General features: G+C 57.0%; 22 protein-coding genes. 10 read left to right on the top strand and 12 right to left on the bottom strand.

Features of this window, described 5'->3' with window-relative positions; all coding sequences use genetic code 11:
* Positions 1 to 457 precede the first annotated feature (457 nt).
* Positions 458 to 2077, top strand: a complete 1620-nt coding sequence (locus tag ACR0AM_RS14405; protein WP_480623271.1) for a GMC family oxidoreductase — start codon at positions 458 to 460, stop codon at positions 2075 to 2077.
* A gap of 5 nt (positions 2078 to 2082) precedes the next feature.
* On the opposite strand, the gene ACR0AM_RS14400 is transcribed toward ACR0AM_RS14405, so the two are convergent.
* Complete coding sequence (locus tag ACR0AM_RS14400; protein ID WP_480623270.1) at positions 2083 to 2928, bottom strand: SDR family oxidoreductase; 846 nt, start codon at positions 2926 to 2928, stop codon at positions 2083 to 2085.
* A gap of 87 nt (positions 2929 to 3015) precedes the next feature.
* Here ACR0AM_RS14400 and ACR0AM_RS14395 point away from each other — a divergent pair, with 87 nt between their 5' ends.
* Entirely contained in the window at positions 3016 to 3648 is a 633-nt protein-coding gene (locus tag ACR0AM_RS14395) for a class I SAM-dependent DNA methyltransferase (protein WP_209598901.1), read from the top strand.
* A gap of 22 nt (positions 3649 to 3670) precedes the next feature.
* Here the strand turns inward: ACR0AM_RS14395 and ACR0AM_RS14390 are convergent, their stop codons facing one another.
* A complete protein-coding gene (locus ACR0AM_RS14390; protein ID WP_480547266.1) occupies positions 3671 to 4660 on the bottom strand; it encodes a sterol desaturase family protein in 990 nt (329 codons plus the stop codon).
* Positions 4661 to 4681: 21 nt separating this feature from the next.
* Positions 4682 to 5437 carry a class II aldolase and adducin N-terminal domain-containing protein gene (locus tag ACR0AM_RS14385; RefSeq protein WP_480623269.1) on the bottom strand — a complete coding sequence of 252 codons (756 nt, stop codon included), beginning with the start codon at positions 5435 to 5437 and terminating at the stop codon, positions 4682 to 4684.
* A gap of 114 nt (positions 5438 to 5551) precedes the next feature.
* On the opposite strand from ACR0AM_RS14385, the gene ACR0AM_RS14380 reads away from it, so the two are divergent.
* The 5 genes from ACR0AM_RS14380 to ACR0AM_RS14360 all read left to right on the top strand — a co-directional run bounded on the left by ACR0AM_RS14380 (position 5552) and on the right by ACR0AM_RS14360 (position 10931).
* Entirely contained in the window at positions 5552 to 6421 is an 870-nt protein-coding gene (locus ACR0AM_RS14380) for a LysR family transcriptional regulator (RefSeq protein ID WP_480623268.1), read from the top strand.
* A 139-nt stretch (positions 6422 to 6560) separates the two neighbouring features.
* Entirely contained in the window at positions 6561 to 8363 is a 1803-nt protein-coding gene (gene ade, locus ACR0AM_RS14375) for an adenine deaminase (RefSeq protein ID WP_480623267.1), read from the top strand.
* On the top strand, positions 8360 to 9823 hold the full coding sequence (locus tag ACR0AM_RS14370) for an AMP nucleosidase (protein ID WP_480623266.1): 1464 nt from the start codon (positions 8360 to 8362) through the stop codon (positions 9821 to 9823). The genes ade and ACR0AM_RS14370 overlap by 4 nt, the downstream gene beginning before the upstream one ends.
* Positions 9824 to 9953: 130 nt before the next feature.
* Positions 9954 to 10241 (top strand): HU family DNA-binding protein, encoded by a 288-nt coding sequence (locus ACR0AM_RS14365; RefSeq protein WP_117871130.1) that lies wholly within the window; start codon positions 9954 to 9956, stop codon positions 10239 to 10241.
* Between the two features lie 216 nt (positions 10242 to 10457).
* Positions 10458 to 10931: a GNAT family N-acetyltransferase gene (locus tag ACR0AM_RS14360; RefSeq protein ID WP_480623265.1), complete on the top strand. Its 474-nt coding sequence runs from the start codon at positions 10458 to 10460 to the stop codon at positions 10929 to 10931.
* Positions 10932 to 11011: 80 nt separating this feature from the next.
* Here ACR0AM_RS14360 and ACR0AM_RS14355 read toward each other — a convergent pair whose 3' ends face one another.
* On the bottom strand, positions 11012 to 12208 hold the full coding sequence (locus ACR0AM_RS14355) for a BCCT family transporter (RefSeq protein WP_480623273.1): 1197 nt from the start codon (positions 12206 to 12208) through the stop codon (positions 11012 to 11014).
* A 182-nt stretch (positions 12209 to 12390) separates the two neighbouring features.
* Here ACR0AM_RS14355 and ACR0AM_RS14350 point away from each other — a divergent pair, with 182 nt between their 5' ends.
* The 3 genes from ACR0AM_RS14350 to msrA all read left to right on the top strand — a co-directional run bounded on the left by ACR0AM_RS14350 (position 12391) and on the right by msrA (position 14359).
* Positions 12391 to 13275, top strand: a complete 885-nt coding sequence (locus ACR0AM_RS14350) for a DMT family transporter (protein WP_480623264.1) — start codon at positions 12391 to 12393, stop codon at positions 13273 to 13275.
* 125 nt (positions 13276 to 13400) lie between these two features.
* Positions 13401 to 13850: a peptide-methionine (R)-S-oxide reductase MsrB gene (gene msrB, locus ACR0AM_RS14345; protein ID WP_480474611.1), complete on the top strand. Its 450-nt coding sequence runs from the start codon at positions 13401 to 13403 to the stop codon at positions 13848 to 13850.
* The gene (gene msrA / locus ACR0AM_RS14340; protein WP_480623263.1) at positions 13847 to 14359 is read left to right on the top strand and encodes a peptide-methionine (S)-S-oxide reductase MsrA; all 513 of its coding nucleotides are present in this window, start codon (positions 13847 to 13849) and stop codon (positions 14357 to 14359) included. The genes msrB and msrA overlap by 4 nt, the downstream gene beginning before the upstream one ends.
* Positions 14360 to 14398: 39 nt before the next feature.
* Here the strand turns inward: msrA and ACR0AM_RS14335 are convergent, their stop codons facing one another.
* From ACR0AM_RS14335 to ACR0AM_RS14300, 8 genes are all read right to left on the bottom strand, one after another.
* Positions 14399 to 16402: a hydantoinase/oxoprolinase family protein gene (locus ACR0AM_RS14335; protein WP_480623262.1), complete on the bottom strand. Its 2004-nt coding sequence runs from the start codon at positions 16400 to 16402 to the stop codon at positions 14399 to 14401.
* Positions 16403 to 16474: 72 nt separating this feature from the next.
* Positions 16475 to 17512 (bottom strand): tRNA epoxyqueuosine(34) reductase QueG, encoded by a 1038-nt coding sequence (gene queG / locus ACR0AM_RS14330; protein WP_480623261.1) that lies wholly within the window; start codon positions 17510 to 17512, stop codon positions 16475 to 16477.
* Positions 17513 to 17587: 75 nt separating this feature from the next.
* Positions 17588 to 18253: an FtsZ-binding protein FzlA gene (gene fzlA / locus ACR0AM_RS14325; RefSeq protein WP_480474603.1), complete on the bottom strand. Its 666-nt coding sequence runs from the start codon at positions 18251 to 18253 to the stop codon at positions 17588 to 17590.
* Positions 18254 to 18311: 58 nt separating this feature from the next.
* The gene (gene mtgA, locus ACR0AM_RS14320) at positions 18312 to 19046 is read right to left on the bottom strand and encodes a monofunctional biosynthetic peptidoglycan transglycosylase (protein WP_480623260.1); all 735 of its coding nucleotides are present in this window, start codon (positions 19044 to 19046) and stop codon (positions 18312 to 18314) included.
* A gap of 39 nt (positions 19047 to 19085) precedes the next feature.
* On the bottom strand, positions 19086 to 20000 hold the full coding sequence (locus ACR0AM_RS14315; RefSeq protein ID WP_480519709.1) for a Hint domain-containing protein: 915 nt from the start codon (positions 19998 to 20000) through the stop codon (positions 19086 to 19088).
* A gap of 181 nt (positions 20001 to 20181) precedes the next feature.
* Positions 20182 to 24714 carry a glutamate synthase large subunit gene (gltB, locus tag ACR0AM_RS14310; RefSeq protein ID WP_480623259.1) on the bottom strand — a complete coding sequence of 1511 codons (4533 nt, stop codon included), beginning with the start codon at positions 24712 to 24714 and terminating at the stop codon, positions 20182 to 20184.
* A complete protein-coding gene (locus ACR0AM_RS14305; protein ID WP_480623258.1) occupies positions 24711 to 25148 on the bottom strand; it encodes a GFA family protein in 438 nt (145 codons plus the stop codon). Before ACR0AM_RS14305 ends, gltB begins: the two co-directional genes overlap by 4 nt.
* A gap of 24 nt (positions 25149 to 25172) precedes the next feature.
* Positions 25173 to 26606, bottom strand: a complete 1434-nt coding sequence (locus ACR0AM_RS14300; RefSeq protein ID WP_480623257.1) for an NAD(P)-dependent oxidoreductase — start codon at positions 26604 to 26606, stop codon at positions 25173 to 25175.
* Positions 26607 to 26780 lie beyond the last annotated feature (174 nt).

The raw sequence follows: 26780 nt of genomic DNA, 5'->3' as shown, positions 1-26780 counted from the left end.
CCGGTGCGTCTCAACCGTCTTTCCAGTCCGTCAGGCCAACCTCAGCTGCGCCGGTGAAGGGGTATTTACGGATTAGACTCCCTACCCGCAACCCCCATTTTGAAAAAACTTTGCTTTTCTCACTAAATTCTAAATTAATTATTATAACTCAAATACTTAAACGTTTATTTTGCGATTTCCGCCAGCCACTTAAGGTGCAGGCTCATCAGAAGAAGTGGGTGAAATCTGCGCTTTGGCTGGAATCGTCGGCCCCGACAGCAAACGACGACATTGATATCCGTCTTGAGTCTTTCGATCGACGCGGGCGTACCGTTTCGCTGAATGTCGAAGAACACTTGGAAACTGACTTCAGGTCACAATTGTTTTTTCACTCAATTGACGCAGTCTCAGGGAAGCCTGGCTCGGATGGCGAACAGCGGACCAGCGCATCAATGGTTCTGATAGTAGGGAAGCCAGCATGCAGTTCGACTATATCATCGTGGGCGGCGGGTCGGCAGGATCCGTTCTTGCAAACCGCCTCAGCGAGAACCCGGCTTCACGCGTTTGCCTGCTCGAAGCAGGCGGGAACGGAAAGGGCCTGACTGTCAGGGTGCCGGCAGCCGTCGTGGCAACCCTTCCGGGACGCCCCAAGATCAACAACTGGGCTTTTGAAACCATACCGCAACTCGGGTTGAACGGACGCCGGGGGTATCAACCCCGCGGTAAAGCACTGGGTGGTTCGAGCGCGATCAACGCGATGCTTTATGTCAGAGGTCAGCGGCAGGATTATGATGGGTGGGCCGATCTGGGCTGCGACGGCTGGGATTGGGACAGCGTATTGCCGTATTTCAAACGGTCCGAGAACAATGAGCTTGGTGCAGACAGCTGGCATGGTGACAAAGGCCCGTTACAGGTGTCACAGCAAAAAGAACCTCGCCCGATCACCCGCGCGTTCATTGAAGCCGCGCAGCAACTCCAACATCGCCACACTGAAGATTTCAACCGAGGCGATAACGAAGGTGTCGGGGTGTACCAGGTAACGCAGTATCATGACCCTTCAAAGAATGGAGAGCGGTGCTCAGCGGCTGCGGGTTACCTGTTCCCGATTGCCAACCGCCCGAACCTGACGGTCATTACACATGCCTATGCGAAAAGGCTGGTCTTTCAGGGTAAGCGCGCAACTGGCGTTGTTTTCAGGGTCAAAGGCAAAAAGGCAGACACCACCGTTACCGCCACGCGCGAGATTCTACTGTGCGCGGGAGCATTAAAAACACCTCAACTGCTGCAAGTCTCAGGGATTGGAGCAAGCGCTGATCTTGAAACGCACGGGATCGCTGTTCTGCATGAACTGCCGGGTGTGGGGCAGAATTTGCAGGACCACCTCGACTTTACGCTGACCTACCGAACCAAAGACACGAACAACTTTGGGATCGGCGCGACAGCAGCGGTGCGACTGCTGAAGCACATCCGTCAGTGGCGCAAGACCGGTGTGTCAATGGCGGCCACACCGTTTGCCGAAGGGGCGGCGTTTCTGAAGACCTCACCCGAGTTGAAACGCCCGGATATCCAGCTGCATTTCACCATCGCAATGGTCGATGATCACGCCCGCAAGCTGCATTACGGTTACGGGTACAGCTGTCATATCTGCAAGCTTCGCCCGGAAAGTCGGGGAACCGTTGGCCTGAGCAGCGCGGACCCAATGGCAATGCCTGTCATCGATCCGGGGTTTCTTTCAGATGCACGAGATCTGGACACCATGATCAAAGGCGCGCGAATGACGCGAGACATCCTGCAAGCGCCGGCTTTGGCCAAATATCGGCACAAAGAGATGTTCGGAACCGATACGGCCAAATCTGACGCCGATTGGGAGGGGCATATCCGCGCCCGCGCCGATACGATCTATCACCCGGTCGGCACCTGCAAGATGGGTACCGACGATCTGGCGGTTGTGGATCCCGAACTTCGGGTGCGGGGGATTGAGGGGCTGCGTGTAGTTGATGCGTCGGTGATGCCAACGCTGGTGTCGGGAAACACAAACGCGCCAACAATAATGATCGCGGAAAAAGCCTCGGACATGATTAAGGCAGCCGCGCAGTAAAGAACCTACCGGTCCTTCATCAGCGCCTCCAACCCCACCCGGTAGTTCGGGTAGATCAATTCGACACCCAACTCATCCTTGATCCGGTCGTTTCGGACGCGTTTGTTCTCGTTATAAAAACTGCGCGCCATCGGTGTCAGATCGGCCTCGTCAAATGAAACCGCCGGGGGCAGAGGAAGCCCCTGCAACTCGGCGGCATACCCGATGACATCTTGTGGCGGGACAGGCTCATCGTCGCAGACATTGTAAACACTGCCCGGATTCGGCCTTGTCATCGAAGCTTGCAGAACCTGCGCAATGTCATCCACGTGGATACGCGAAAACACTTGCCCCGGCTTGATGATGCGCCGCAGCCCACCGCGTGTGAGCTTAGAGAACGGCCCACGACCTGGGCCGTATATCCCTGCCAGACGGAAGATGTGAACAGGCAGGCCCGGCACAGCCGCCCATTGCTCTTCAGCCAGCATGCGCCACTTTCCACGCTTGGCGGTCGGTGTTGGCGGGGTGTCTTCGTCAACCCAGCCGCCCTGGTGATCGCCATAAACAGCTGTTGTCGATAAATAACCCACCCAAGTGAACTGACTTGCCCGTTTTCGGATCTCGTCGCCCAGCGCCGCCAGTACCGGATCGCCCGCCTCGCCCGGTGCCGTTGAGATCAGCAAATGCGTCACCCGATCCAGATTTGGAACCTCACCGGGCCAGATCAGCGGGTCCGCGCCAGAGGCACGAATCGCATCTGTGCCTTCGCCATCTCGTGTGGTGCCAAAAATCTGCCAGCCTTTCGGGGCAAGAATTCGGGAAAGGGCCTGCGCAGAATAGCCGTGGCCAAATGAGAAGAGTGTCTTGGTCATGCACCGTTGATGGGCTTCAGCGCATCGGGATGCAAGCGCCGCATGGACGCACTTGAATCGAATCTTCTGATGCGCCTTTCTGTGGATATGAGCAAAAAGAAACCAGACCTGCATTCTGCCTACGCGCTGAGCTCTCCGGACGAAAACAAACGCCTTTATGCGGAATGGGCCGGGGACTATGACGACAGCTTTGCCGCGCGTGAGGATTATCAGCTTCATATCCATACCGCGCGGGCGTTTGTGGGCGCGGGCGGTCAGGGGCCGGTTCTGGATGTCGGTGCGGGAACGGGCCTGTGTGGCGCGGTGTTGTCTGGGCTTGGTGTTGGGCCGATTGATGCCACGGATATCAGTTCGGAGATGCTGGAACAGGCTATGCGCAAGGACATCTACCGGGACGCGATCGAGGCTGACCTGACCCATGGCATCCCGGTTCCGCCAGACAGCTATTCCGGCATCGTGTCATCTGGCACGTTCACACACGGTCATCTGGGTCCCGAAGTGTTGCCTGCGCTGCTTCGAGTTGCACGGTCAGGCGCTACGTTCGCCCTGTCAATAAACGCCCGCCATTTCGAAAAGATGGGCTTCAAGGGTAAGCTGCACGAACTGGAACAGGACCAGATCCGCAACCTGACCCTGCCCGAGGTTCGCATCTATGGCGATCTTGCTGCAGGACCCAATAAGGATGACACGGCCTTCATTGCATTGTTCGAACGGGTTTAGTCCCCGGACAGAACCAGCCGCGTCAGGTATACATCTGCTTTTTGTAGGCCCTCGTGCGTGTCGTCGCCTCGGCTGAGCCATCGTGATAGGTGCCAAACCACTTGTCGAACGGAATTTCGGATGTGCCGTAGTTGCACTCGAAATACCTGTGGTGGAGCTGGTGAAAAAAGTCGCCCGCCCGCGCGGCTTCGGTCTCACCGGCCTTTAGCTTCTCGAACCCAGAATGGGACAGTATCGGGCTGACCTGCTGGAACGAGCTGTGAAACAACACATGCAGCGGATGGGAAGGCACGATCAGGTGGATGAAATACGTCGTGAAATACAGCATGTTTTCATACCAGTGATTCGAAATCCCTGACCATGGCCCGGTATTGACATTACGGTGATGGACCGCGTGCACATGTTTATAAAGCCTGGGATGATGTTCCAGCCGGTGCACCCAGTAAAAATGCAGACCGGACCACATGGGAATAAACAACATCCAAACCACGAACCACACCGGCGAGCTGGCCCAGGTAATCGTCGGAACCCAGCCATTTGCCATCGCCCAGAAGATGACCCACTGGTAAATGGTCGCCACCGTCATGGCGCTGCCCAGCGTCCACCAGATGTTATCCCAAACCTGATTGCGGAATGTGAATGTTCCGTTGTCCCGTGTCAGGTCCCTGCGATCAAACTTTTTGTACATCCCCTGCCCTTTGCGCATGTACAGCCACCAGTGCAGGCTTCCTGCTACCAGAGTTTGCGGCACCATGTTCAGCAACCAGATCCGAAACATCCATCCGGGCGCAAAGCTTTTCATCGTCTCTAACGCAGGGAAAAAGAACGCATAGGCGATGACGGCCAAGGTCATGCACAGGGTCAGGGCGGTGATTTGCAACCACGCTCCGCTGTACCATTTCAGCACGGCCGCCGGACGTGGTGGCCAACTGAACAGCGGGTTGAGACCCACTGGCCCGTCGGGGTGGTAATGCCAGCGGGCAGCTTCGGGGTCCTGCGTGGAATCTCGCATGTCGGTCACTCTGTCTTGCATTCAGGTTGCGTAATCCGAGCCTTCTGCATCGAGTATTGCCTTGATCTCTCGCAGATGCGCTTCGGCTTGACCGGGGTAGTCGTCCAGTTCCTGTGCTGTTTTCTCGGCAATTTCATCCGACAGCACCCGCAGGGGCAGGCCTGTTTGCAGCGCCCGGATGTAAGTTTCGGCAGCGCGCTCGAAATAATAGAGCCTGTTAAAGGTATCTGCAGGGTCGCTGCCAGTGATCAGAACCCCGTGGTTGCCCATGATCATGACTTTCTTCTTCGGATCAGCCAACATCCCGGCGCACCGCTCGCCTTCGCTTTCAAAAGCCAATCCGCCAAATTCTTCGTCAACAACGTAGCGGTTGTAGAAGGTCGCGGTGTTCTGGTCGATTGGCGGAAGTGTACTGTCGGCCAGTGACGCCAGAACAGTTGCGAAAATCGAATGCACATGCATGACGCAACGCGCGTGCGGGCAGTGGCGATGGATCGAGCCGTGCAGGCCCCAGGCCGTGGGATCAGGTGCGCCGGGCTGGGACATCACATCCGGATCGTTGGCGTTCAACAGCAACAGATCAGACGCGCGAATACGCGAGAAATGCGCCTGATTGGGGTTCATCAGGAACTGCGTCCCGTCTGCGTTCACAGCAAGACTGAAGTGGTTGGCAACGGCTTCGTGCATGTTCAGCCGGGCTGTCCAGCGAAAGGTCGCGGCCATGTCCACACGTTCTGACCAATGATCGATATTGGGGCGAAGGCTAGTGAGGCTCATGTGTGGAGTCCTTTGACAACTGCGAATGACCAAAGCCTGCATTTGGTCCGGCAATTTGACCAACGAAAAAAACGCAACTATCCCATTAGCTGAACTTATGCCGGAGTTATGTCGATGCAAAACAGGCTTCCCCCGCTGGGCTGGCTGCGCACATTCGAAGCCGCAGCCCGCCATCTGTCATTCACCGACGCGGCGCGGGATCTGAACATGACGCAAAGTGCGGTCAGTCAGCAGATCAAATCGCTGGAAGGTCATCTGGGTCAGCCATTGTTCCTGCGACGCCCGAAGGCGCTTGAGCTGACAGAGGCCGGGATCACCTATTTGCCGGTAGTGCGCGAAGCGTTTCGGACGCTGATACGGGGCACTCAGGCGGTTACTGGCGCGCAACAGAACGCGGTACAGGTTCAGTGCAACATCAGTTTCGCCGTGAACTGGCTGGCCCCGCGCCTGCCGTTATTTCGGACTGAACACCCGGATGTTCAGCTGAACATCTTCACCGAACTGTGGGAACCGCGCGAGATGGCCGAAGGCGCAGCGGTCGAAATCAGGTTTTCCCTTCGACCCTCGGATACGACCCGGACAGAGATGCTGCGCTCTGAATATTACTATCCCGTCTGCGCGCCGGGATATCAGGTGTGTCTGCAAGACCTTCAGGAAAAACCCCTGTTCGACTGTTCCAACCTTTTGACCAACTGGGCGACATGGGCGGAAGATCAGGGTCTGAATTGGCAGAATCCTTCTATTACCTACGCGACAACCTATCTGGTTTGTTTGTCAGCCGCGATGGCCGGAGGTGGCCTGTGCCTGGCCCATGACACCATCGCGGGTCACCTGATCGATCAGGGGCGGCTGATCGCACCATTTGAGCATCGCGCCCCGATGCCCGAGGCGTATTATCTGCTGCTCTCCCCTCAGGCTGAGGATACGCCCGGGGCCGTCACCTTTGCGAACTGGATACGGCGAGAATTCGGGTCCGAAACGTAAACTCGACGGGTTCCTGGGCGCTGTCGGCACCTATGTCAGCTTTCGATGGCCGGGTTGGGCAGATTTGCAGGATTGTGATCCGTCGGCAGTAGTGAAGAACCGGGGTTGCACCCGCGCGCGCATTCGTGAAAGTTGAGCCATGGAAAACACACCCTTCCCAACTTGGCCCGATGTCGCCCCCAAATTGATCGCAGTTGCTGCCGGACGTGAGGCAGCAGATACGGTAATAACGGGCGGGACTTGGGTAAATGTGCACAGCCGCGAACTGCTGCCGAACCATTCTGTTGCAATCGCCGCAGGCCGTATTGCATTTGTCGGTCCAGACGCCTCGCATTGTACCGGACCAGAGACACAGGTTATCGACGCGCAATGCCGCTATATCCTGCCCGGCTTATGCGACGCGCATATGCACATCGAATCGGGGATGCTGACCCCCGCCGAGTTTGCTCGCGCGGTGATCCCCCATGGCACAACCAGTATGTTCACCGACCCGCACGAGATCGCCAATGTGTTGGGGCTGGATGGTGTGCGCATGATGCATGACGAAGCAATGATTCAGCCGGTCAACATCTTCACTCAGATGCCCTCCTGCGCGCCGTCTGCACCGGGGTTAGAGACGACAGGCTATGAAATCACCCCCGAAGACGTCGCCGAAGCGATGAACTGGCCCGGGATCATCGGCTTGGGTGAAATGATGAACTTCCCCGGCGTGATTCACGGCGATCCCAAAATGCTGGCCGAGATTGCGGCCACGCAGCGGGCAGGAAAGATTGTTGGCGGGCATTACGCATCCCCTGATTTAGGGCCTGATTTTGCGGCTTACGTGGCTGGCGGACCTGCCGATGACCACGAAGGCACCTGCGAAGCGGATGCCATCGCACGGGTCAGACAGGGAATGCGTTCGATGATGCGGTTGGGCTCGGCCTGGTATGACGTTGAAAGCCAGATTACCGCAGTAACCGAAAAAGGTCTGGATGCGCGCAATTTCATCCTGTGCACGGATGACTGCCACTCTGCAACGCTGGTCAATGAAGGGCATATGAATCGCGTCGTGCGCCACGCCGTTGCCTGTGGCTGTGACCCGCTTGTGGCCCTGCAGATGGCCACAATCAACACCGCCACGCATTTCGGTCTGGAACGCGAGATCGGATCGGTCACGCCGGGACGACGGGCAGATATCATCCTCAGCTCTGACCTGACCGAATTGCCGGTCGAACTGGTCATAGCGCGCGGGCAGGTTGTCGCGGAAAACGGGGTGATCAAGGTTGATTGCCCCCATCTAAACTGGCCCGACAAAGCACGTCGCACGGTTCATCTGAAGCATGCGCTGACCTCGACCGATTTTGAGATCACGGCGCCGAAGGGCGCAAACAAGGTAAGGGCCAACGTCATTGGCGTGGTAGAAAACCAGGCCCCCACTAAAGCGCTGAAAGCCGAATTACCGATTATCGGCGGGCTTGTTGAAGGTGAGGGTGACGTATGTCAGATCTCACTGGTCGAACGACACCGGGCGACAGGGGGCGTCACCAATGCCTTTGTCTCGGGGTTTGGATATCAGGGAAAAATGGCCATGGCCGCGACCGTGGCACATGACAGTCACCACATGATCGTCGTCGGCACGGACCGTGAACAGATGGCGCTGGCCGCGAATCGACTGGCCGAGGTGGGTGGCGGCATCACGATCTTCCGGGACGGCCAGGAACTGGCGATGGTCGAACTTCCCATTGCCGGTCTGATGTCCGACAGCCCGGCCGCTGAAGTTGCGGCCAAGGCGGACAGGATGGTTCAGGCCATGCAGGAATGTGGCTGCAATCTGAACAACGCATATATGCAACATTCGCTGCTGGCGTTGGTCGTCATACCGGAACTCAGGATCTCTGATCTCGGGCTGGTTGACGTGCGCACATTCAAAAAAATTGATCTTCTGGAACCCTTGGCATGACGACACTCCTGACACCTGAAGCCCTTTCGCCAGAACAGTTCACCGATCCCGCAGCCGCAGTTGCGCGACTGGAGGAGCTTTACACTCAAGCAACAGAATTTCTGTGCGACAGCTTCTCGAAGGTACTGCAAAATGGAGCACCAACCGCCAGATACAGAGCCTATTACCCCGAGATTCGCATAAAGACGTCGACCTATGCTCAAGTCGACAGCCGCCTGAGTTTTGGGCATGTGGCGGAGCCCGGTGTTCACGCTACAACCGTAACGCGCCCGGATTTATTCCGGTCCTACCTGACTCAACAGATTGCCCTGTTGATCAAGAATCACGACCAACCGGTGACGATTGCAGCGTCGGACACACCTATTCCGGTGCATTTTGCCGTGGCGAATACGTCAGGTCTGGTTGTGCCGCATCAGGGGGCGGCTGCTTTCACCCTGCGCGATGTGTTTGACGTGCCGGATCTGACCACCACGAATGACGACATCGTTAACGGCGTGCACGATCATGAAGACGCCGTCGGACCCTTGTCATTGTTTACTGCCCAGCGCGTCGATTATTCACTTGCGCGACTGGCACATTACACAGCGACAGATGCCCGGCATTTTCAGAACCACGTTCTGTTCACGAACTATCAGTTCTATGTTTCGGAATTCGAGAACTACGCCCGTGAGCAGTTGGCTGATCCCAGCAGCGGGTATACCAGCTTTGTCTCGACCGGGAATGTTGAGATCACGGAGCCGGACGCAGAAATCGAGCAACCGCTGAAACTGCCGCAAATGCCAACCTATCATCTGAAGCGTGAAGATGGTTCGGGTCTTACTTTGGTGAACATCGGTGTTGGCCCCTCGAATGCGAAAACTGCGACCGACCATATCGCGGTTCTGCGCCCCCACGCGTGGTTGATGGTTGGCCATTGCGCCGGATTGCGCAACACGCAGGCATTGGGTGATTTCGTTCTGGCCCATGCATATCTACGTGATGACAAGGTTCTGGATGATGACCTGCCGGTCTGGGTGCCCATCCCGCCCCTGGCCGAGGTTCAGGTCGCGCTGGAACGCGCCGTGGCCGAAGTGACCGAGCTGGAAGGGTATGAACTGAAGCGGATCATGCGGACGGGAACAGTTGCATCGGTCGACAATCGCAACTGGGAACTGCGCGATCAATCCGGACCGGTTCAGCGCCTCAGCCAGTCGCGGGCCATCGCGTTGGATATGGAAAGCGCCACAATCGCCGCGAACGGCTATCGCTTTCGCGTTCCTTACGGCACTTTGCTGTGCGTGTCGGACAAGCCCCTGCACGGCGAACTAAAGCTGCCGGGCATGGCCTCGTCCTTTTATACCACTCAGGTGGGGCGTCATTTGATGATCGGGATACGCGCTATGGAGCACCTGCGCGGCATGCCGTTGGAGCGTCTGCACAGCCGGAAATTGCGTTCCTTCGACGAAACTGCCTTCCTCTGACGCAAAAAAGCAACGTTTTCCCCATATTTTTAGGGGTTTCTGCGCTACTATTCGTTGTGTTTGGCCACAATATCCCGTTACAGTTACGCGGTGAGGCCCTATAGATCGGGCACGTTAAGGAGACCAAGAAATGGCAAAACCTATGACAAAGACTCAGCTGGTTGCTGCTCTCGCTGAGGAAATGGGAACCGATAAGAAATCCGCGAACTCTGCGCTTGAGGCCATCACCGGCCTGATCACGCGCGAAGTTTCCGCAGGTGGTGCAGTGACCCTGCCTGGCGTCGGCAAAATCTACTGCCGCGAACGCCCTGAGCGTCAGGTCCGCAACCCGGCAACCGGTGAAACCTTCACCAAAGAAGCCGACAAGGTTGTGAAAATGACCATCGCGAAAGCACTGAAAGACAGCGTGAACGGCTGATCTCAAGCGCTTGGAACCATATAAAGGGGTGGCGGTTACGCGGCCCCTTTTTTGTGCCTGAGCTTCACAATTTAAAGCCTGCGCACATGTGTCCTAAGGCATCAGCATTCTTATTCAGACTGTAAATATGGGCTACAATCCAACACCGGATGTCCTTGGCACGTTTTTTACGGACAACCCTTTGAATTCCTGCTTGGCCCGCTACATCCCAGTTCTATGGAACAGGATATTACATTCACGCGACTGCCCCTCGTCTCAGCACCTGAGATACTGGCGCATATGAGAAATCCAATTCTTGCCGAACACATGCCTCTCCTGACGCAGGATTGGGATGAGGAAACAGTCGCCAGTTTCGTTCATGCGAAAGAGTCGTGTTGGACGCGGGACGGCCTAGGTCATTGGGCAATTCTGCACCGCGGACAATATGTGGGATGGGGCGGTTTTCAAAAAGAAGGTGAAGAGTGGGATTTCGGGCTGGTCCTGAAGCCCAGTGCATTTGGACTGGGTGCCAAAATAGCGCGTCAGGCCATCGCATTCGCAAAACAGGACAATCGTATTCCGTTCGTGACATTCTTGCTGCCGCCTTCACGCACGAAACTGCGCGCAATGACTAAACTCGGCGCGTATTTTGTTGGGCAAGTAGACTACTCTGGCCACAGCTTCCTCAAATATCGTCTCGACACGGAATGAGGCGCGAACCGGGCAGCGCCAAAACACGGCTGCGGGCCCCGATGTCGAGGCCCGCTTTTGTTTTGGTAGGTTAGAAACAATCAGTGAATCGTCTCAACCTTGTGGAAGTCCAGATCACGATCTTCCGGCATGGCGTCGATACTCATCACCTCTTTGCGCTTGGTTACAAGGATATAGACCACGCAAGCCAGGTAGAGACCGACTACGACGGCTCCGATCCATTGGATTTGCAGCCACTGGCTCTGGAACAGCAGGGTCAGGACAAACAGCAGCGCGACGTTGCCGGCGACATAGGTCGCCTTGCCAAACCGCTCGGCGGTCATGTTCAGGTTGTCCGTATAGAGCCTAATCAGAGAGTCCAGCGAGTTGATCACAAAGGTCACGCCCACGATTACCATCGCGATATTGGTGATCCCTGCGGTGCTGATACCGTTCAGATGATAGTAGTAGAGAACGGTGAACCAGATCCCCAGCGGGATGGACGGGAAGATCAACAACGCCGCCAACAGCTGCCAGGTCTTCAACCCGCCCACAAAGCGCGAAGTAAACTGGCCAATCATTATTGACCACGCAAACCACCAGAACAGGTAGAAGGCATGATAATCGGTCAGCGGCAGGACAAACTTGTGCACATTGGTGAAATAGGCGCCAATGTTACTTCCGGTTTCGATAAACCCGGTCATTCCCATGCCAGCGGCCGCCCACATTCCCAGGATCAGGGCCATGAACAGGAAGGTCGAGCCCACCGACAGGATGCGCACATATTTCAGATCGGTCGATGAGTACGCCGCCGCCAGAATGACCACAAACACGATGACGTAGAAGGTGGTAACAACAGATTCGCCATCTCCGACCTCTGGCAGGTAGCCAGGCAGGTAGATCAGGAACAGGCTGGCGGTAAAGGCGCAGGTACCGATGATGACGACGTTGTTGATCAGCTTGACCAGCGGAATCTCAAAGAAGTTCACGCGGGGTTCGATCACGCAGAAATAGAAGGCAGTCAGGAAGTAAAACGCCCAGATCAGAAACCCCCAGAAACCGAATTCGATCGCCAGCGGGTTGGCAAAGGCATAGGCCGGATCTTCGGCATACCCACCAAATTCTGTCAGCGGGAACATGATCAGGCCAACATCCAGACCAGACGTAAACAGGATCGCGATGAACGTGAAAAGGTGAACAGGTGTCACGCCAACGCATCGCAGGTTCCACCATTTCACGACGAAGAACGCGACCAAGCCCAATGCCAGCAGGACGCCAAAAGATAGAATGTACTCCAGAAGCACCGACAACCCTCCCTTGATATGTCAGATCCCGGAGCCGATAACTTTAATTGTTCAGTCAATCAATAAAAACATCCTCGTGACTTTCGTTGCATCACGGATGTGTCTTTTTTAACGCGCAGCGCTTGCGACCCATCACAAAATCGGGGACAGTCCGCGCAAAGTGACAGGGGGTCTCCATGGATCTGCGCGCCATAGCCATGGGGCTGACATTTGCCCTGATCTGGTCGTCTGCCTTTACCTCGGCGCGGATCATCGTGGCAGACGCCTCTCCTTTGTTTTCGCTAGCCCTGCGGTTTTTGATCTCAGGGGTTTTGGGGGTTCTGATTGCCCGGGCGATGGGGCAAAGCTGGCACCTGACCCGGAACCAGTGGCGGGCGACAATTCTTTTCGGTATCTGCCAAAATGCCCTGTATTTGGGTCTGAATTTTTACGCGATGCAAACGGTCGAGGCTTCGGTTGCGGCGATTATCGCGTCCACAATGCCCTTGCTGGTGGCGCTGGCAGGGTGGCTTATTTTTGGCGAGAAACTGCGCCCTCTCGGAGTTTTGGGGTTGTTTGCTGGATTCACCGGCGTCGCCCTGATCATGAGCAGCCGGATCAGTGCTGGTGTCGACATGTTCGGCGTCGCACTATGCGGCATCGGAGCTTTGGCGCTGACCTTTGCCACCCTCGCGGTTCGCGGCGCGACTTCGGGCGGTAACTTCATGATGGTCGTGGGTCTGCAGATGCTTGTAGGCTCAGCGACGTTGTTCGTGGCCGCGCCGATCTTTGAGACCATTTACATCCACCCGACGCTGCCACTGGCATTGGCGTTCACTTACACAACCCTGTTTCCTGGGCTGCTGGCCACGCTGATCTGGTTCCTTCTTCTGGATCGCATCGGCGCGATCCGCGCAGCCACGTTCCACTTTTTGAACCCGGTATTTGGTGTCACGATTGCGGCCATATTATTGGGCGAAAAACTGGGCGCGATGGACGCAATTGGCGTTACCGTCACGACGCTGGGTATTCTTGCTGTTCAGCTGTCACGCCAACCTTCTGGCAAAACGGCTTCGGCCTAAAGCAAGGACCCAAATGTTTGCGTCTGACCGACTGCACGACTGTGAGAGCTGTTTGAAATATCGCTTTGCTTTCTACCCTGCAGCCCCCAGATAATGGCTCAAACGTCAAATCAGCCGGAGGATCCATGACACGCTACACCAAAGACCCCACGGTTATCGCGGCGCTTTCGCCCGAAGAGTTTCATGTCACCCAACGCAACGGCACCGAACGACCGGGGACAGGCAAGTATTTGGGGAACAAGGAACCGGGCATCTACGTGGACATCGTGTCAGGCGAGCCGCTGTTTGCTTCGACCCACAAATACGAATCCGGATGTGGCTGGCCCAGCTTCACCAAGCCGATCCTCCACGAGCATGTGGAGGAGTTTCGCGATACGACGTATGGTATGATCCGGACCGAGGTTCGCTCGAAACACGGCGACAGCCATCTGGGGCATGTCTTCCCCGACGGCCCGCGAGAACATGGTGGCCTGCGGTATTGCATCAACTCGGCCTCGCTCAGGTTCATCCATCGGGATGAGATGGAGGCTGAAGGTTACGCCGAATTCCTGATCCACGTGGAGGAAATCCAATGACTGAACAACGTGCTGTACTGGCCGGAGGCTGCTTTTGGGGTATGCAGGACCTGATCCGCAAGCTGCCGGGCGTCTTGCGAACCCGGGTGGGCTACACCGGAGGCGATGTGCCCAACGCAACCTATCGCAACCATGGCACCCACGCCGAAGGGATCGAGATCTGGTTTGACCCGTCGCAGATCAGTTACCGCGACCTGCTGGAATTTTTCTTCCAGATTCACGACCCGACCACGGTGAACCGGCAAGGCAACGACCGAGGCATGAGCTATCGTTCCGCGATTTACCACGTCGATGAAGCCCAAAGAGCAACTGCGCTGGATACTATCGCAGATGTGAATGCCAGCGGCTTGTGGCCGGGAAAAGTCGTAACCGAAGTCGAACCCGTCGGCGATTTCTGGGAGGCCGAACCCGAGCATCAGGATTATCTTGAGCGCATCCCGAACGGATATACCTGCCACTTCCCGCGCCAGGGCTGGGTTCTTCCCAAACGTGCCAGCGCCGCAGAATAATGCACCACCTGCCATGCCCCTCTGTACAAGTCAGAGGGGCTAGCCCGTCGCAACCCGCGGTCGCCCGCTTGCCTCGACCGTGATCATTGCCTCGACAAACACATCATTGGCCTCGACCCGCGCGGTTTTGATGTCGCGATCCACGATCACGCGGATATCTTCTGCACCGGCTTCGCGCACCGCGCCTTCAGCTTCCGACCTCAGAACATTTTCCAGCAAAGCCAACGCGTCTTCTGATGCGGAAAAATCCTTGGGCCCGCCCTCGAGATGTACACGATACCGCCCTTCGGCAGGGCTTGTCACCGTGCCCGATCGCCGTAAGGTCAACCGTCCCACTACGGCGCCAATCGCATTGGCTACGCCCGCATGTTCCGGCAGGATCATCCGGCAGTGCAGCCGTTCACCAACCGTCGGGTAATAGCTGGGGGCTGATGCCCCAAGCCCCACAACATCAACGTTTAGAGCTGCGGTCAGCGACAACAAACCGCGATGCCGCGCCAATCCGCGCTGTGTCAGGACATGCCGCGCCAACTCCTGTGGCGGCAGCCCGAAACTGTTCGGTTCCTCATCAAAAGCAGCCTCTAACAAGATCAAACTGGTCTGTTCCGTCAACTGGTCCACGATCATTTGCGCCAGCGCCTCGGCGGAACTTGCCAACATATCTCCGGACCCGACCCGTTTGCGCGCGACCAATTCAAGTGCCTTACGGGCGGCGTCCGAATCCCAGGCATCCACCCGCCCCAGTACATGGCTGGCATCCGACGGCGTCACGCCCGAGATCTGAACGATCCCGCGATCCACCAACCGGGTCAATGCGCCGCTCTCCATTCGGGACCTAAGCAAGGAACCAATCGGCAGAACCTGATCTCCCAACCGCTCCAACAGGGCTTCTTCGCGCACATCTATACCGTCGTCACGTATTCCCGGCACGCGTCGGGCAAAGCGCGTATCGTGCTCACCCACCGTCGTGGCCCGCAATTGCTCGTCCAGAACGGCATGAACGATCTCGGGCGCTTCCGAGGCGATCAGGGACACCGGAAGAACGCGGCGCGGCCCCAGAAAAACACCGCCCTGCAACCCCTCGGTCACGACATGCACCTGACTGTCACCTCCAAGGCCATGGGTGCGCATCGCAACTGCCTCGACCATTGTGCGGAACCCGCCCACCTGTGCCCCTGCCGTGTCGATCGCGGGCTTACCGTCACGGATCAACGCCACGTCAGTTGTCGTACCGCCAATATCCGACACCAACGCATTCTCTGCGCCAGTCAACCAGCGCGCGCCGACAATTGACGCGGCAGGTCCGCTCAGGATCGTTTCAATGGGGCGTTCACGCGCCTGTTCAGCACTCATCAACGCCCCATCACCGCGAACAACCATCATCGGGGCCATAATCCCCAACTCGCGCAGCCGGTCCTGCGCCCGCCCGATCAAACGGTCGATCATCCCGATCAGCCGCGCGTTCAACACTGCCGTCACGGCGCGTTTCGGCCCATTCAGCTTTGCCGACAAGTGATGCGAACATGTTACCGGAGCCCCGGTTCTTTCCGAAACGATTCGCGCGGCTTCAAGTTCATGCGCGGGATTACGGGTGGCAAACTGAGCGGCTATGGCAAAGCCTGAAATCCCCTTGTGAGTGTCTAAAAACTGCTCCAGCGCGGCAACATCCAATGGTGCAGCTTCGCTGCCAGAATGGGAATGCCCACCAGACATAACCAAGGCCGGGTCCCCTTTTAACGCGTCCTTCAAACCGTGCTTTTCAAGGTCGCTGTCTTTGAACCCGATATAGATCAATGCAACGCGCCCGCCCTGCCCTTCGACCAAGGCATTTGTCGCCAATGTAGTGGACAAAGAGGCCATTGAAATCTGATCCGGCGCAACTTTTGCCTGCTCCAAAACGGCAGAAATCGCCTTGCCCACACCAATTGCCAGATCCGCGCGTGTGGTCAGGGACTTGGCCGAGGCTATTACCTCTTTTTCATCCCGGATCAGTACCGCATCGGTATAGGTTCCACCCGTATCCACCCCCAAAGCCAGCGCCATCGGGTTCTCCTTACTGTTCGCTGCAGATTGGTGTAGCGATTGGGGCCGACACGTCCAGCCTGTTTGCGGCAATTATGAAAGTTGTTCCACCGCCCAGCGCGCTGCGTCGGCCACGGTTTCATCTGGGTCATCTGTCAAACTTTGGGCCGCGGCCCTCAGTTTCGACTGCCCCGAGTTTCCAATGGCATAAAGCACGTTGCGCACAAACCGGTCGCGCCCGATCCGTTTGATGGGTGAGCCCGAGAATTTCGCTCGGAACGAAGTATCATCAAGCGCCACCAGCTCTTCCAGCGCAGGCGCCGCCAGATCTTCGCGCGCTGCATAGCGCAGGTCGCTTGCGGCAACCGCAAACTTGTTCCACGGGCAAGCCGCAAGGCAATCGTCACAGCCGTAGATTCGATTGCCCAGCTTTCTGCGAAGCTCAGGCTTCACAGGGCCTTTATGCTCGATGGTCAGATAGGAAATGCACCGCCGTGCGTCCAACTGATACGGGCCCGGAAAGGCGTCCGTGGGGCAGCTGTCCAAACAGGCCCGACAAGACCCGCAGCGATCAATCTCAGCGGGATCCGCGGGTATATCCAAAGTTGAAAAAACAGACCCTATAAAGGCCCAATTACCCCACTCCCTGCTGACCAGATTCGTGTGTTTCCCCTGCCAGCCCAACCCGGCGGCCTGCCCCAAGGCTTTCTCCGGCACGGGTGCAGTGTCAACAAACACCTTAACCTCGCCGCCCGCCTCGCCAATCAGCCACCGCGCCAGGCGCTTCAGTCGCTTTTTGACCAGATCATGATAGTCTTTGTTCTGCGCATAGACAGAAATCGCCCCGTGGCCGCGTTGCTTCAAGACGTCTGTAGGATCATGTTCCGGCGTGTAACTCTCGGCCAGCATGATCACTGATCGCGCCTCAGGCCAGAGGGCCTCAGGATCACCGCGCCAATGCGTCCGCTCGGCCATCCATCCCATCTGCCCATGATACCCTGCGTCCAGGAACGCTGCCAAACGCTCGGGAACTTTTGGAACATCCCAGGGGCGGCAGACACGGCACGCAACAAACCCCTCTTCAAGGGCCTGCTGTACCAGCTTTTCCTTCAAATCTGATCCGCTCTTCATCTGGCCAAAAATATCCTCGGGGGGAATCGCGCAGATGCGCGATGGGGGGGCAGACAGCCCCCCTGGCACACCCTATCAGAAATCCAGATCCGCGTAATGGGGCGGCGGCCGGAAACCCGGCACCTGATCCGCCAGAATAGAGCGAAAAGCAGGGCGCGATTTGATTTTCGCATACCAGTCCTTGACCACCTGACTGCGGTTCCAATCCACATCCGAGATATAGTCCAGCGAAGACAGATGCGCCGCTGCCGCGAAATCAGCCAGTGTCATCTGGTCACCGGCCAACCACCGGCGGTGATCCAACAGCCATGCCATATAATCCAGATGGTACTTGATCGCTTTTGCACCCTGTTTGACGTTCTTGCTGTCAGGATAGCCCTGACCCGTCACTTTTTTGTTCACCCGTTCGTACAGCAGCTTCGACGTCACCTCATGATGGAACTTGTCGTCAAACCAACCGACAAGGCGCCGTACTTCGTATCGGGCTTCAGGGCTTTTTGGCATTAATGATGGTTCGGGGCGGGTTTCCTCAATATATTCGCAGATCGCCGCGCTTTCCGACATCATTTGTCCGTCCAGACGCAATACTGGTACTTTACCCGCAGGGTTTCGGCGCAAAAAGTCGGGATCCTGCTCCCAGTATCGCTCTTCGACAAGCTCAACCTCGATCTTCTTTTCCGCCAAAGACAGCCGAACCTTGCGGCAATACGGAGAGAGGGGAACATGAAACAAACGCGCCATGGGCTTCCAATCGAACCAGTGAGTACCCGACAGATTTAGCCTTGGCAGGCGACGGGTTTCAATCCTCGAAACAATCTGCGCGACCATCTGCGCGGATGGTGGCCGCCCCATCCAGAATAGATGCCGCCCGTCTGCGCGTACGCGCCGTCGGATCTGTGACCGACCTGTTGCGCGGCGACGGCAGAATGGCGGCAATCCGCGCTGCCTGAACTGGGGTCAGTTTCGATGCGCTGGTGTTGAAATACTGTTGTGCGGCAGCCTCGACCCCAAAAACGCCATTCCCGGTTTCGGCAACGTTCAGATAGACCTCAAGGATGCGCCGCTTGCTCCAGAAAATCTCGACCACAGGTGTGATCGAAGTTTCCAGCGCCTTGCGTATCCAACTGCGCCCCTGCCAAAGGAATACGTTCTTCACCACTTGCTGTGTAATGGTCGAGGCACCGCGATTTCCGCCATCCTCAAGCGCATCTCGAATGGCCTCTACATCAAATCCCCAATGCAGGCAGAAATTCGCGTCCTCTGCTGCCACAACCGATCGCGCCATGATCGGGGCCATGTCCTCGATCGGTACCCATTCACGCTCAACCTTTCCCAATCGGCGCCATTCTGACCAGATCGTATGGGTCACAGGTGGGTTCACAACCGAATACAACAGGATTATCGCAAGCAAAGCTCCTGCAATTGCCGCAACCACACGAGTCAGCCAACGGCGTATCTGACGCACCGTTGGTGATTTCCTGCTGGATGCCTTGTTTTTCTTACCGCTTGATTTGCGGGCTGCTTTCTTAGCCATACCTCAGCTATACGACGCGCGGTCCGGGTTTGAAACGGCCTAAATTGCGAAGGCGCGCGCTTCGCGCGGGTGAACAACCGGGCGTGCGGTTTCTACCGACATCGGATCATGACCTGCCAGTTCAGGGAACAGATGCAGGACCTCGCTCTGCGTTTCGCGGTCCGAGGCCGACAACGCATGCCCCGGATAATAGCTTTCGCTTTTGGCGCCATTGGCGATGACGATCTCGTGCTGCTTGAACAAAAGGTGGAAATACTCCACCTCACCGCCTTCCACGCGGGTCACCGTTTTTCCATTGACCAGAGCATGTGCCGGAATCAGCGCTTCAGCGTGCCCGGACAGATACGAGGCTCGCCAGTCTTCAATCAGCATCCTATGCTGAGGCGAAACAAGCAGCGGACGATCCAGGTCGAACACTCCGGCCTCAAACCGGATCGGGGCCAGCTTTCCTTCGGCGGCTACCACTGTACGCCCAACCCAGATCAAAGGCTGAGGGCCATGATCCACGGTCGTGACCAGATCACCGACCTTAAGATCTTCCACCGTGCGTTCCCCATCCGGGGTCATTATCATGGTGCCCGGCGTGAAACAGGGCGGACCCAAATTGCCGACATTCAGCGGCCCCTGTGTGTTGACGAAGGTGGCTGAAACAAACGTTCCCGGCTGCAAGACCTGGCCGTCTGTCGGTGTAAAAACCCGAGATCCATCAGCCAGATAAAACGTGGTGCCGGTATAGGTTACATTCCCGACGCCCGCGACGTTGATGGTAACAGTGTCTCCCGGCCAGGAATTCGTAACGTCCTGGCCATTGACTGTATCACCACTCGGTGCATCAATTTCGTTGTCATCATCTGCATCGATCAAAGTGAAACTGCTAACCGCGACAGCCGTTCCCGCAGGCGGCGGGTTTGCTGGATCGAAAGTATAAAACTGATCCTGATACGGTGTTGGCATCCGGTTGCCCCTGTCTGCTTATCATCTGGTGCCTAGATCGGCCCATGATTATCGCCTGAGTGTGAAGAAAGATTGGCGATTTTCGGATAAACGGGCAAGACCAGCACTGAAACGTCGTTAATATACGAACCCCGCGTGGTGCAAATGACACGCGGGGTTTCGAGAGGCAAAAAGTTTCGGCTTATTCCGCCGGAACTGCTTTGGCTTCAACACTCAGTGGGTGGCTAAGTTTGTTCAGCATTTCCTTCGGGCAAACCTGCAGGAAGTTGCCTTTTTCCACATCCCAATGCTGAAGAATATCAGCAGCCTTGCGGCTTTGTGATTCAGCAGCGTGACGCATGATAAGCGTTTTTAACTGCTCTTCCCAGTGATCCACAGTGACCCGGCAAGTGACCAGCGTTTCCCTGTTCATCAGTGCCTCTGCCTTGCCTTCGGGATCATACAGATAGGCCATTCCGCCTGTCATGCCCGCACCAAAGTTGGCTCCGATCGTTCCAAGGATAACGGCGACACCGCCGGTCATGTATTCACACCCGTTGGAACCGCACCCCTCGACAACAACCTTGGCGCCAGAGTTCCGCACCGCGAACCGTTCACCGGCGCGACCGGCGGCAAACAGATACCCATCAGTGGCCCCATAGAGAACCGTGTTACCAATGATCGTATTGTCATCTGCTTTCAGCGGGCTGACTTGCGGTGGGCGCACGACGATCATACCCCCGGACAGGCCCTTACCGACATAGTCATTGGCATCGCCCGACACTTCCAGCTTCAGACCCGGGGCCGCAAAAGCTCCCAGCGATTGCCCGGCAGAGCCTTGCAACTTCACATGCAGATGGTCGTCCTGAAAGGTGTTCCGCATCCCGAAATTCTGCACAATATGGCTGGACACACGGGTTCCAACGGTCCGGTGCGTGTTCTGCACGGCATAAGACAGCTGCATCTTTTCACCATCCTTCAGGAACCGGGCCGCATCTCGAACGATTTCGGCGTCCAGCGTATCCGGCACCGCGTTGCGCTCTTTGTCGCGGTTGTAGACGATGTTATGTGCCCCATCGACAGTGATCAGCAGCGGATTGAGGTCCAGATCGTCCAGATTCGCCGATCCCCGGCTGACCTGAGCCAACAGGTCGGCTCGGCCGATGATCTCGTCAACCGAGCGCGCACCGAGGCTGGCCAGCAACTCTCGCACTTCCTGGGCATAGAAAGTGATCAGGTTCACCACTTTATCCGCATTGCCGGTGAACTTGGCGCGCAGGGATTCATCCTGCGTACACACGCCCACCGGACAAGTGTTCGACTGACACTGACGCACCATGATACAGCCCATGGCGATCAGCGCGGCGGTACCGATGCCGTATTCCTCGGCCCCCATCATCGCGGCCATGACAATGTCGCGACCGGTACGCAGACCACCGTCGGTCCGCAGGGTGACGCGATCCCGCAGGTTGTTCATCGCAAGAACCTGATGCGCCTCGGTCAGGCCCATCTCCCACGGCAAACCGGCATATTTGATCGAGGTCGCAGGCGACGCGCCTGTACCGCCATTGTGACCCGAAATAAGGATAATATCCGCTTTCGCTTTGGCTACACCGGCAGCAATCGTGCCAACGCCCGAGGACGCTACCAGCTTGACCGTCACCTTGCAGCGCGGGTTGATCTGCTTCAGATCGTAGATCAGCTGCGCCAGATCCTCGATCGAATAGATATCGTGGTGCGGCGGCGGCGAGATCAGCGTCACGCCCTTGGTCGAATGGCGCAGGCGCGCGATCAGGTCGGTGACCTTCATACCTGGCAACTGACCACCTTCGCCGGGTTTTGCACCCTGAGCGACCTTGATCTCAAGCTCTTCACACTGGTTGAGGTATTCCGCAGTCACGCCAAACCGGCCCGAAGCCACCTGTTTGATCTTGGCCGAAGGGTTGTCGCCATTGGGTTCAGGCACGAAATGTGCCGGATCTTCGCCACCTTCGCCACTGTCGGATTTCGCACCGATCCGGTTCATCGCCACGTTCAGTGTTTTATGCGCTTCGGGCGACAATGCACCCAGCGACATACCTGGCGTGACAAAGCGTTTGCGGATCGAGGTGATCGATTCCACCTCTTCGATCGGCACCGGCTTGCCCAACGGTTTGAAATCCATCAGATCGCGCAGATGAATTGGTGGGTTCGACTGCATCTTGGCCGAATACTGTTTCCACAGCTCATACGAAGCCTTGTTGCAGGCCATCTGCATCATGTGCATCGAGGTCGCTTCCCACGCGTGGGTCTCACCTGACTTACGCGCCTTGTAGAAACCACCGATGGGCAACACATCCAGACCGCTGTTCCAACCCTTGGCATGGATTTCTTCGGCCTTGGCCTGAATACCTTTGATACCGATACCGGAAATCCGGCTGGTCATACCGGGGAAATACTCGGCCACCATGGCACGGCTGAGGCCGACGGCCTCAAAGTTCAGACCACCGCGATAGGACGAAATGACCGAGATGCCCATCTTGGCCATGATCTTCAACAGACCCTGATCGATCGCCTCGCGATAGCGCGCGACGTTTTCTGTCAGGGTTCCGTCCAGCAAACCGCGGTCGATGCGGTCGGCCAAAGAATCTTCGGCCAGGTAGGCGTTCACCACAGTCGCACCACATCCGATCAGAACGGCAAAGTAATGCGGGTCCAAACATTCGGCCGAACGAACGTTCAACGAACAGAAGGTCCGCAAACCCTGACGCGTCAAATGGGAATGCACAGCGCTGGTCGCGAGGATCATTGGTATCGCAATCCGATCCTCGCCCGACCGCATATCAGACAGGACAATATGCCCGGCACCAGATCGCACCGCCTCTTCGGATTCGGCTCTGATACGGGCCAAAGCTGCGCTCAATGCGCCTTGACCAGCCTCGAAGCTACAGTCGATTTCCGCCAGCGGCGCATCAAAGTTCTCAACCAGTTTGTCCCATTGCGCGTTACCGACAAAGGGGCTTTCCAGAACCACGATCTCGGTCTGGCTGCTGTCTTCGTCCAGCACGTTCTTGAGGTTGGCAAACCGGGTTTTCAGCGACATCACGCGGTATTCACGCAGGCTGTCGATCGGCGGGTTGGTCACCTGGCTGAAGTTCTGACGGAAGAAATGGCTGAGCGGGCGGTATTGTTTTGACAAAACAGCCGAGGGCGTATCATCACCCATCGATGCCAAGGCTTCCTTGCCGTCTTCGGCCATCGGAGCAAGGATTTGTTCCAGCTCTTCTACCGAGTATCCCGCAGCAATCTGGCGCTTGCGCAACTCGCCACCCGCAAAGATCGGAGCTTCGGTCACACCCGCAAGCGTTTCGTCCAGGTCGTTTATCTTGCCAACCCATTCGCCGAATGGAAGCGCGCTGGCCAGTTTGTTCTTGATTTGGGTGTCGCGGTACAGCTTGCCTTTTTTCATGTCGACCGCCAGCATCTGACCCGGCCCCAATGCGCCTTTTTCGGTCACGGTGGCTTCGTTGATCGGCACCATTCCGGCCTCCGACCCTGCGATGACAAGGCCATCACCGGTCACGACGTACCGCATGGGGCGCAGCCCGTTCCGGTCCAGACCAGCGCAAACCCAGCGTCCATCGGTCATCGCCAGCGCGGCCGGACCATCCCATGGCTCCATCACCGAGTTGCAGTAGGAATACATGTCGCACCACGCTTGCGGCAGCTCGACCGCCTGCTTGGACCAGCTTTCCGGAACCAGCATGGTTTTCGCCATCGGGGCCGACCGCCCCGCACGCACCAACACCTCGAAAACCGAGTCTAATGCGGCGGAATCTGACGAACCACCAGCGATGATCGGCTTGATGTCTTCGGCATAGTCACCAAAAGTTCCGCTAGCCATCCGGATTTCATGGCTTTTCATCCAGTTGACGTTGCCCTTGAGGGTGTTGATCTCGCCGTTATGGGCCAGCATGCGGAATGGTTGTGCCAGCCACCATTGCGGGAAGGTGTTCGTGGAATACCGCTGGTGGTAAATCGCAAACGCCGATTCAAAGCGGTCATCCATCAGATCGGGATAGAATACAGCGACCTGTTCAGCCAGCATCATGCCCTTGTAGATGATCGACCGGCAGGACAGCGACGCAAGATAAAGGCCCGAAATGCCCGACGCCAAGGCCGCTTTTTCGATGCGACGACGGATGACATAGAGTTCGCGCTCAAAAGTTTCTTCGTCCACACCCTTGGAGTTCGAGATCAGGATCTGCTCAATCTCGGGGCGGGTCGCGTTGGCCTTTTCCCCCAGGCAAGTCACATCGACAGGCACGTGTCGCCAGCCATAGATGTAATACCCCATACGCAGAACTTCGCTTTCGACGATAGTCCGGCACCGCTCCTGTGCGCCAAAATCGGTGCGGGGCAGGAAGACCTGACCAACTGCAATCAGTTCATTCAGCTTGGGTTCGTGGCCTGTGCGGCGGATCTGATCATAAAAGAAGGGAACTGGAATCTGCACATGGATGCCCGCGCCGTCGCCGGTCTTGCCATCCGCGTCCACGGCTCCGCGATGCCAGATTGCTTTCAGGGCATCAATCCCGGCATCCACCACCTTGCGAGACCGTTTGCCATCCACGGACACAACAAGGCCCACACCGCACGAAGAATGCTCTTCTGCCTCGGAGTAGAGACCATTTTCGGCCATCCACTTGCGTTTTGCTTCTTCTGCCCGCACCCAATCGGCATCATATTTGGTCATTGGCTGTCTCCTTCGTCAGAGGGGGAATACATGGCTTCGACCTCGGCTTTGGTCATTTGCCGACGTTCACCTGCGAACGCGTATCCCTCGGGCTTTTTGTCGATAAAAAATTCAAGTTTCAGCGGGTTGCCTGTTGCATTTTCAAACAGGCCAGCCGCCATTTGTGTCTGTCCGTGCATCTCACCCGGCAGCGTGATCCGGTACCAGAGCGAGGATCCGCATTCGTCGCAAAAGGCACGTTCTGCCCAGTCGGACGAGGTAAATGTCTTGACCGGGCCTAGCGCGGCATAGCCTTCTTTCGCCTGAAACGTCACCAGCATCGAACTGGTCCACCGACGGCATTGGTCACAGTGACACGCCCCCAGCGCATCCCGCGCCGGTGTAGCTGTTACAGTGACCGCACCACACATGCATTGGCCTTGAAGTTCCGACATTTCGAACCCTCCTGAAAGCTGGGGTTATTCCGCTGCGACGGCAGTCTTGGCATTAAACCGGTCGATGATCGCGTCGGCGCAGTCGCGCCCGTCACGGATCGCCCATACAACCAGCGAAGCACCGCGCACGATGTCGCCAATTGCGTACACACCTTCCATTTCGGTTTCCCCGGTCTGGAATGCTGCCCGGACCGTTCCCCATCGGGTGACGGGCAAGTCGGGCTGCCCGAACAGCGTTGGCAGGTCTTCGGGCTCAAAACCCAATGCCTTGATCACCAGATCGGCGTCCTCGACATAATCCGCGCCTTCGATCACTTCGGGGGCCTGGCGACCAGATGCATCGGGTTGCCCCAGGCGCATTTTCTGCACCATCACGCCGGAAACCTTGTCGTCGCCCGTGAACCCCTTGGGTGCACTGAGCCATTCGAATACCACGCCTTCTTCCTCGGCATTCTGTGTCTCGCGCTGCGAACCCGGCATGTTAGCCCGGTCACGACGGTACAGGCATTTGACTGACGTCGCGCCCTGGCGGATCGATGTGCGCACACAATCCATCGCGGTGTCACCACCACCGATCACGACAACCTTCTTGCCCTCGGCATTCAGCCGTCCGTTGTCGAAATCCTCAACAGCATCACCAAAGCTTTTACGGTTTGATGCGGTCAGGAAATCGATTGCCTTCTCGATCCCGGCAAGACCACTGCCCGGCATGGACAGATCCCGCGACTTGTAAACGCCCGTCGCGATGATGACCGCGTCATGCTTGGCGTGAATTTCCGCGAATTTGGCAGCGTCCACGTCGCAGTTCAAAACGAACTCGACACCGCCGTCAGCCAACAGGTCGTTGCGCCGCTGGACGACTTCTTTTTCAAGCTTGAAGCCCGGAATGCCATACATCAGCAACCCACCCGCACGGTCGTAGCGGTCATAGACCGTGACCTGAATACCGGCCCGACGCAGCATGTCTGCCGCGGCAAGACCGCCCGGCCCGCCACCGATGATGCCGACGCTTTCACGGCGCTCTGCCGCAGGGACCACTGGCTTGACCCAACCTTTTTCCCACGCCGTGTCGGTAATGTACTTTTCGATCGTTCCGATGGTGACCGTTCCATGACCGGATTGTTCGATCACGCAATTTCCTTCGCACAAACGGTCCTGCGGGCAGATGCGGCCGCAAATCTCGGGGAAGGTGTTTGTCGCCTGGCTGGTTTCGTAAGCTTCTTCCAACCGTCCGGTTGCAGTCAGCCGCAACCAGTCGGGAATGTTGTTATGCAGCGGGCAGTGCGATTGGCAGTAAGGCACACCGCATTGACTGCAACGGCTGGCCTGTTCTGCTGCTTTCTCGGCAGCGAATTCTGCATAGATCTCGTTAAAGTCTTCTCTGCGGTCATTGGCGGCACGCTTTTTCGGCATGACGCGGTCGATCTGCACAAATTTCAGCATCGGTTGCTTGGCCACGGGTCAGACTCCATGATTTGGCTTGGTTCGGTTTCTTTATGCGATGCGCAAACGGATGAAAAGTCATATATACTGACCTATTATGAAAATTTTTCACCCTTCCACTCGAAATCGGCAAATTATGGAGGGAATTTTAGGTACGATCCGGACCTATATGAAGACTTTCCTTTTCTC

This window comes from Ruegeria sp. AD9, assembly GCF_056542305.1.
This window is presented reverse-complemented; position numbering and strand designations above follow the sequence as displayed.

Excerpts from the sequence above, each read along its gene's own strand:
- ACR0AM_RS14370 (WP_480623266.1), top strand. The coding sequence starts at position 8,360 with ATGACGACACTCCTGACACCTGAAGCCCTTTCGCCAGAACAGTTCACC.
- ACR0AM_RS14335 (WP_480623262.1), bottom strand. The coding sequence starts at position 16,402 with ATGGCGCTGGCTTTGGGGGTGGATACGGGTGGAACCTATACCGATGCG.
- ACR0AM_RS14360 (WP_480623265.1), top strand. The coding sequence starts at position 10,458 with ATGGAACAGGATATTACATTCACGCGACTGCCCCTCGTCTCAGCACCT.
- msrB (WP_480474611.1), top strand. The coding sequence starts at position 13,401 with ATGACACGCTACACCAAAGACCCCACGGTTATCGCGGCGCTTTCGCCC.
- ACR0AM_RS14315 (WP_480519709.1), bottom strand. The coding sequence starts at position 20,000 with ATGCCAACACCGTATCAGGATCAGTTTTATACTTTCGATCCAGCAAAC.
- ACR0AM_RS14395 (WP_209598901.1), top strand. The coding sequence starts at position 3,016 with ATGAGCAAAAAGAAACCAGACCTGCATTCTGCCTACGCGCTGAGCTCT.
- msrA (WP_480623263.1), top strand. The coding sequence starts at position 13,847 with ATGACTGAACAACGTGCTGTACTGGCCGGAGGCTGCTTTTGGGGTATG.
- fzlA (WP_480474603.1), bottom strand. The coding sequence starts at position 18,253 with ATGGCGCGTTTGTTTCATGTTCCCCTCTCTCCGTATTGCCGCAAGGTT.
- ACR0AM_RS14365 (WP_117871130.1), top strand. The coding sequence starts at position 9,954 with ATGGCAAAACCTATGACAAAGACTCAGCTGGTTGCTGCTCTCGCTGAG.
- ACR0AM_RS14380 (WP_480623268.1), top strand. The coding sequence starts at position 5,552 with ATGCAAAACAGGCTTCCCCCGCTGGGCTGGCTGCGCACATTCGAAGCC.
- ade (WP_480623267.1), top strand. The coding sequence starts at position 6,561 with ATGGAAAACACACCCTTCCCAACTTGGCCCGATGTCGCCCCCAAATTG.
- ACR0AM_RS14350 (WP_480623264.1), top strand. The coding sequence starts at position 12,391 with ATGGATCTGCGCGCCATAGCCATGGGGCTGACATTTGCCCTGATCTGG.
- ACR0AM_RS14400 (WP_480623270.1), bottom strand. The coding sequence starts at position 2,928 with ATGACCAAGACACTCTTCTCATTTGGCCACGGCTATTCTGCGCAGGCC.
- ACR0AM_RS14390 (WP_480547266.1), bottom strand. The coding sequence starts at position 4,660 with ATGCGAGATTCCACGCAGGACCCCGAAGCTGCCCGCTGGCATTACCAC.
- ACR0AM_RS14385 (WP_480623269.1), bottom strand. The coding sequence starts at position 5,437 with ATGAGCCTCACTAGCCTTCGCCCCAATATCGATCATTGGTCAGAACGT.
- mtgA (WP_480623260.1), bottom strand. The coding sequence starts at position 19,046 with ATGGCTAAGAAAGCAGCCCGCAAATCAAGCGGTAAGAAAAACAAGGCA.
- ACR0AM_RS14405 (WP_480623271.1), top strand. The coding sequence starts at position 458 with ATGCAGTTCGACTATATCATCGTGGGCGGCGGGTCGGCAGGATCCGTT.
- queG (WP_480623261.1), bottom strand. The coding sequence starts at position 17,512 with ATGAAGAGCGGATCAGATTTGAAGGAAAAGCTGGTACAGCAGGCCCTT.
- ACR0AM_RS14305 (WP_480623258.1), bottom strand. The coding sequence starts at position 25,148 with ATGTCGGAACTTCAAGGCCAATGCATGTGTGGTGCGGTCACTGTAACA.
- gltB (WP_480623259.1), bottom strand. The coding sequence starts at position 24,714 with ATGACCAAATATGATGCCGATTGGGTGCGGGCAGAAGAAGCAAAACGC.